This window comes from Serratia sp. 506_PEND (assembly GCF_001076875.1).
Lineage (GTDB): Bacteria > Pseudomonadota > Gammaproteobacteria > Enterobacterales > Enterobacteriaceae > Serratia > Serratia marcescens.
In genome coordinates, this window is record NZ_JVEL01000438.1 from 1 (window position 1) to 1,589 (window position 1,589).

Sequence of the window (1,589 nt, forward strand, 5' to 3'; positions counted from 1 at the left end):
TGGTGCGCTGAGACTCAAGTTGATTAATGTGATTTTTCAGCATGATCCTGGCATACAACGCCGGTGCCAGCGCTTTCGGCGCATCCCCACCTCCGGCTCTTATGAATATCGATTTAATGTGCAACGGTGCGAGCCGGAGATTACCAATCTGGTTATTTTGCACATCGTTATCCAAATGAATAACGCCATAACCGGTGGGAAGCGGCCCGTTGACACACTCCCACACGTAAACGTCGAGGCGCATTCGCTTACCGTTGGCGTAGATATATTTCAGCCCTTTACCCGTTCCATGTCTGCATTTTTGATTCCATCCTCTGCCAGCCATTGTTTTCTTGATGGCGTCTACGGTTTTTTTATCACCAAACCGCTCATTAAACATCTGCGTCAATTTTTTCCATCCAACCGCTCTATTGGCAAAAAGGTAAGTTAATTGCTGTTCGCTATAATGAAATTGTTTTGCAACATACCGATCTAACCCACGCTGACGTAACACTTCTCTCATCGTGCCTTGTCTTTTATTTGTCCCAAATTCGTAGTTGAACAAATCGGTAATTTCGCGAAACGTTTTCCCTTTGCAATGAACTTCCAGAAATAAATTTTGCGCGTCAGTATATTTTTGGCTCATTCTTCTATCCCCAACACTTTAGGCACCCGACCCGCATAACCGTCATACACTGCTCTTTGCGCGTCGAGCGCTACGCGGTACGTTTGGATCACCGTCCCAGCAACCTCAGACATGGCCTTGGCGCGGGCGATTTCTTCCTGTAGCGCTTCACCTTTCAGTTCTGGGCTGGACAGACTCTCCAGCATCATGAACTGGTGATTAACCAAATCAGCGAGTGTATTTTTCATGCCGCACCACCAAGCCGAAGCTGTTCAGCACCATCCACACCGTGATTCAGCCTGGCATTTTGCCCAGCACGGAACCCGGCACCGCGTGCAYCATCATCACCGCGTACCTTTTTGGCATCCCGAGGTGTTACAGAAGTAAAGCCCTTACTGATTTTCTGGAAGTAGACCTCCATCAATCCCTTCTCAGTAGGCGTAACAGCAAATTCTTTAATCACCTGGTATGCGCCGTTAACCCATGCCTCGCAGAACGCATCGGCCCGTCCAATTTTGGTAGCACGCTTGATGCTATTGCGTTGGCCGGCACTGAACTCACGACGCGCCGCCACCATCTGACGCGTCAGCACATCAAAGGCGTAGGCTGCAATCTGCGGGCGTTCATCAGGGCCATAAAACACTACCGAACGCTTAGTTTTGCGCCATGACAAATAGCTCTGAACGCCAAAAGCACGACGGATCATTCCAATGAGATGGGACATATACACGGGGATTTTGACGGCATCAGAAGGCGCACTGGCGCTGCTGGCCTCACTGATTTCTGTTAATGCCACATCGGTTTCAGTCAACCGATGCTCACGCATCAGCTTCTGTGCACGCTCAAGCGCCAGCGCTGCCTCATGCGGATTGGTATTTTTACGCGCCAAATTCATGAGTTTTTTAATTTTGGCGAGCAGCTTCTCTTTATTTTCCATTATGAGGTTCCTCTATTTTGGCGTAAGCGCGCCCCTGGCGGGTTTACG

3 protein-coding genes are annotated in these 1,589 nt (G+C 49.4%); all 3 read right to left on the minus strand.

What is annotated here, in order from left to right:
* Positions 1–625: HNH endonuclease (locus tag ADK28_RS16665; protein ID WP_048796149.1), on the minus strand; the 625-nt coding region annotated here is incomplete at its 3' end.
* On the minus strand, positions 622–852 hold the full coding sequence (locus ADK28_RS16670; protein ID WP_048796150.1) for a hypothetical protein: 231 nt from the start codon (positions 850–852) through the stop codon (positions 622–624). The genes ADK28_RS16665 and ADK28_RS16670, both read right to left, overlap by 4 nt.
* Positions 849–1,541 carry a DUF2786 domain-containing protein gene (locus tag ADK28_RS16675; protein WP_048796151.1) on the minus strand — a complete coding sequence of 231 codons (693 nt, stop codon included), beginning with the start codon at positions 1,539–1,541 and terminating at the stop codon, positions 849–851. The genes ADK28_RS16670 and ADK28_RS16675 overlap by 4 nt, the downstream gene beginning before the upstream one ends.
* Positions 1,542–1,589: the final 48 nt, after the last annotated feature.